4 protein-coding genes are annotated in these 4,478 nt (G+C 63.7%); 2 read left to right on the top strand and 2 right to left on the bottom strand.

Annotated features, from left to right (window positions below):
• Together sctC and J4E53_RS29860 are read right to left on the bottom strand one after the other, a co-directional pair.
• The coding region (gene sctC, locus J4E53_RS29865; RefSeq protein ID WP_207268271.1) for a type III secretion system outer membrane ring subunit SctC at positions 1 to 1,636 on the bottom strand (1,636 nt) is incomplete at its 3' end.
• 4 nt (positions 1,637 to 1,640) lie between these two features.
• Complete coding sequence (locus J4E53_RS29860) at positions 1,641 to 2,378, bottom strand: helix-turn-helix domain-containing protein (RefSeq protein ID WP_103308487.1); 738 nt, start codon at positions 2,376 to 2,378, stop codon at positions 1,641 to 1,643.
• Positions 2,379 to 2,623: 245 nt separating this feature from the next.
• On the opposite strand from J4E53_RS29860, the gene J4E53_RS29855 reads away from it, so the two are divergent.
• Positions 2,624 to 3,835: a CmpA/NrtA family ABC transporter substrate-binding protein gene (locus tag J4E53_RS29855; protein WP_060738483.1), complete on the top strand. Its 1,212-nt coding sequence runs from the start codon at positions 2,624 to 2,626 to the stop codon at positions 3,833 to 3,835.
• 14 nt (positions 3,836 to 3,849) lie between these two features.
• Complete coding sequence (locus J4E53_RS29850) at positions 3,850 to 4,425, top strand: ANTAR domain-containing response regulator (RefSeq protein ID WP_060738484.1); 576 nt, start codon at positions 3,850 to 3,852, stop codon at positions 4,423 to 4,425.
• Positions 4,426 to 4,478 lie beyond the last annotated feature (53 nt).

The raw sequence follows: 4,478 nt of genomic DNA, 5'->3' as shown, positions 1-4,478 counted from the left end.
AGTACATTCGCCGCACGCGCTCGTGCTGCTCAGGGGTCAGCAACGGCATGCCCAACTCCACCGTGGCGGATTCAAGGGCGTCGCGGATCTCCTTGGGCTGGATCAGAAACACCCGCACCGTGTTGGCCGAGCGGCCCTGGCGATAGCTGAACAAACGGCCGATCCACGGAATCGACCCCAGCACCGGCACGCGGCCGATCTGCTCGCCGTGATCGTCACGGGTGAAGCCGCCCACCAGCAGGCTCTTGCCCTGTGGCACCCGCGCCACGGTACTGATACGGGTACGCCCGACCGTCGGCAACGCACTGGGCTGCTCACCCCGGCCGGGATTCTCGACTTCGTTGCCGTCCTCGATATTGAGCGACATCTCGATCTCGTCGGCCTGGGCGAAACGCGGCAGCACGTTGACCAGGGTGCCGTAGGTGATGTGCTGCAGATCGACACTGCGCTCCCCCACCAGTGGGGCGTAGAACGTGCGGTTGTTGTCGAAGATCGCCGGCACGTTTTCCTGCGTCAGGATCACCGGTCGCGAGACCACGTTCGCCCGGTGGGTTCGTTCCAGCGCCATGACCTGGGTCACGAACGAGGCGCCGTCGAGGGTCGTGGCCGAGCCGGCGTTGAGCGAGGCGCTGAACTGCCCGCCAGACTTCACCGCGCCCTGCCAGTTGATGCCCAACTGGTTGAGCTCATCCTTGTGCAGATCGATGATCCACAGCGACAACTCGACGTGGCGTTTCGGCGTGTCGAGGGCGTTGACCAAGTTCTCGATGAAGCGCACCTGCTCCGGCAGCCCCTTGACCAGCAGGCTGTTGGTATCCGGGTAGGCCACCACCCGAATGTTGCCGGCGGCCACCTCGCGGGCAATGATGCGTGGGGCCGTCGGGTCCTGGTCCGATGAGGTGTTCGCCAGGCCTTCGAGGGGAAACACCGGCATCGTCCCCCGCGGTCGCGGTTCGGGGGTTTGCGCCACCAACGGCTCGACCTGTTGCTGCTCGCCGCGCAACAACGCTTCGATCACGGTGGCCAGCCCGGGGATGGTCACCTTGTCGTCGCGCAGCTCATATTGGCGGTCGCTGACGAAGGTGTTGCGCACATGAATGACGCCAATCTGTTGCTTGCCCAGCAGCAGTTCCGAGCGCTGGTTGTCCATCAACCCGGCCGCTTGCACCACCAGGTCGACGTACATCGGCGGACCCGACACATGGAACGTCCGCAGCCCGTCGTGGCGCAACGGATAACGCCCATCGTGCAAGCCCGAACGCCCGAGGAACGCCTGGAGCTTGGCGACGGTCAAGGTCTGCAGCGACATCATCGCGCTCTTGATTTCCGAGGCGTCATACAGGTAGATCGCCTGGCCATCGCTGTACCAGATCAACCCCATCTGCGCGCTGACTCGCTCGAACGTCCGTTGCGGCGTGCGCAGATCGAACGTCCCGCCAATGCGCTTGGCCGCTGCGGCCTTGCTGACGATAACCGGCTTGCCCAAGGACCCGGACAACTCGCTGAAAAACGTGCGTGCGCTCTGTTCCCGGGCCTCGAAGGTATAGACATTGGCGGCCGCGGCAACGGGTGCCAGCAGCCACGCGCCGTTCAAGCAGAGGAATAACAGGACCCGGGATAACGAACGAGGGATCATCGATTCACTTGCCTGGCAGGTAGGTGATATCGGCCAGGCTGCTGGGGGTAAAACCCACCAGCTCGCGAATCTCCTTGGAGAAATGTGACGAAGAGGCGAAGCCGAACTCCAGCGCGACATCGGTCAGCGAGCCGTCCCCAAGGCTCATGTTCAGCAACGCCTGGGCCGTGCGCCAACCGCGCAAGGCCGGCTTGGCCGCGCTGCCCAGGGCCTGGTGGCAGAGCCGGCGAAAATGCGAGACCGACACGCCATAACGCTGCGCCAGGGTGGTCAGCTTTTCACTGCGAGTACCTTGCTCCAGCAAAAAACGCACGAGCCCGTAGCTCTCGTGATGCCGCAACAGGCGAGCGACAGCGTGATAGGCCACGGTGCCGTCCATCGCTTGCCCGATGTACCAGCGTTCGAGCCGTTGGGGCGAGCGGACGGTTTCGCCGGCCACCGGCAACAAGGCCCATGGCAGCGCGTCCAGTCGTTGCCCGACATCCACCAGGGCATCGCTCATATCCAGGAACGCCTGCAGCTTGACTAGCGTCGCTTCGCAAACCGGCGTGACATGCAACTTGCCGCCACTGAACCGCAGGGAATCGCGCTGTACCACCAAACCCTCCCAACCGACGGGCAGGCAGTGGCTGCGACCCAACCGCGCAGCGTTCAACTGAACCGGGGCCTGGGCCACGCGCAGGTGCAGTACGCGTTCGCCCAGATCAGGCAAGGCCGTGGCGCGAATTGATTTGTCCTGCATACCGTCTCCTTTGCTACGTGGCGTTGGAAGGAACGACAGGATGAAAGACCCGACGCCGGGAATCTTGATGGAAAGGTGATGAGGGCCGGGCTGGCATATGCCTTGCACCATTACTGTTCATCGGCGCCCATGCCGATGGCCAAATGAGTGCCAGACTGATTAAAGGGACAACGGCGGCGTCTCCAGCCCGGCTCTGACAATTGGCTCGGACACGGCGCTTTTTTTATGTGTAAAGGTGAAGCGCGATGAATGAAGTTCCAGCCAACCCCCTGGCCTGGGTCAATGGCAGCGATGCCCCGGAAAAGAGCGCTGTCAACCTCGGTTTCATGGCCTTGAGCGACTGCGCCCCAGTGGTGGTCGCCGCCACCCAGGGCTTCGCCCAACCCTACGGCCTGACACTGAACCTCAAGCGCCAGGCATCCTGGGCCAACCTGCGGGACAAACTGGTCAGCGGTGAAATCGATGCCGCCCACAGCCTGTATGGCCTGGTCTACGCCGTGCACCTGGGCATCGGCGGGGTCGCACCGACCGACATGGCGGTGCTGATGGGGCTGAACCAGAACGGCCAGAGCATCAACCTGTCCCATGGCTTGCAGGCCCAGGGCGTGACCAGTCCTGAAGCACTGGAACGGCACGTGCACCAAACTCGCCCAAAACTGACCTTCGCCCAGACCTTCCCCACCGGCACCCACGCCATGTGGCTCTATTACTGGCTCGCCGCCCAGGGCATCCACCCCTTGTCGGACGTCGACAGCGTGGTGGTGCCGCCGCCGCAAATGATTGCGCACCTGCAAGCCGGGCGCATCGACGGCTTTTGTGTCGGCGAGCCGTGGTGCGCCAGCGCGGTGAAGCAGAACCTCGGTTTTACCCTGGCGACCACCCAGACCATCTGGCCCGACCACCCGGAAAAAGTCCTGGGCTGCACCCGGGCGTTCGTCGAGCAATACCCCAATACCGCCCGGGCCTTGGTGATGGCGATCCTCGAAGCCAGCCGCTTCATCGAACAAAACAGCGAAAACCGTCGCAGCACCGCGCAACTGTTGAGCGCCCCCGAATACCTCGACGCCCCGCTGGACTGCATCGAGCCGCGCCTGCTGGGGATCTACGCCGATGGCTTGGGCAACAGTTGGCAAGATCCCCACGCCATGCGTTTCCACGGCAATGGCGAGGTGAACCTGCCATACCTGTCCGACGGCATGTGGTTCATGACCCAGTTCCGTCGCTGGGGCCTGCTGCGCGAAGACCCGGATTACCTGGCCGTGGCCCGGGACGTCCAGCAGCTCACGTTGTACCGTGAAGCCTGTGCGGCGCTGGACATCGCGTCCCCGGGCCAGGACATGCGCAGCAGCCAACTGATCGACGGCATTACCTGGGACGGCTCGGACCCGGCCGGGTACGCCCGCAGCTTCAAACTGCACGCCTTGAGCGATGCGGCTCCCCTTCTCGCCAGCCGCTGACAGGAGCCACGACCATGCTGCGTATCCTGCTGATCAACGACACCGCGAAAAAAGTCGGCCGCCTCAAGGCCGCCCTGATTGAAGCCGGCTTCGAAGTGATCGACGAATCCGGCCTGACCATCGACCTGCCGGCGCGCGTCGAAACGGTGCGTCCGGATGTCATCCTGATCGATACCGAGTCACCCGGACGCGATGTGATGGAGCAAGTGGTGCTGGTCAGTCGTGACCAACCACGACCGATCGTCATGTTTACCGACGAGCACGACCCCAATGTGATGCGCCAGGCGATCAAGTCGGGCGTCAGTGCCTATATCGTCGAAGGCATCCACGCCGCGCGCCTGCAGCCGATCCTCGACGTGGCCATGGCCCGCTTCGAAAGCGACCAGGCCCTGCGCGCCCAACTCCTGGCCCGGGACCAGCAACTGGCCGAACGCAAGCGCATCGAACTGGCCAAGGGCATGCTGATGAAGATGAAGGACTGCAACGAAGAACAGGCCTACACCCTGATGCGCCGCCAGGCCATGAGCCGCCAGCAGAAGCTGATCCAGGTGGCGGAGCAGATCATTGCCATGAACGAGTTGCTCGGCTGAAAGCCTTGTAGCGCCTGGCCTGGCGCTATCGCGAGCAAGCTCGCTCCCACAGG

This window comes from Pseudomonas sp. FW305-28, assembly GCF_017351395.1.
GTDB classification, from domain to species: domain Bacteria; phylum Pseudomonadota; class Gammaproteobacteria; order Pseudomonadales; family Pseudomonadaceae; genus Aquipseudomonas; species Aquipseudomonas fluorescens_AA.
Note: the sequence above shows the minus strand (reverse complement) of the source record. Positions and strands in the feature narration are given on the sequence as shown.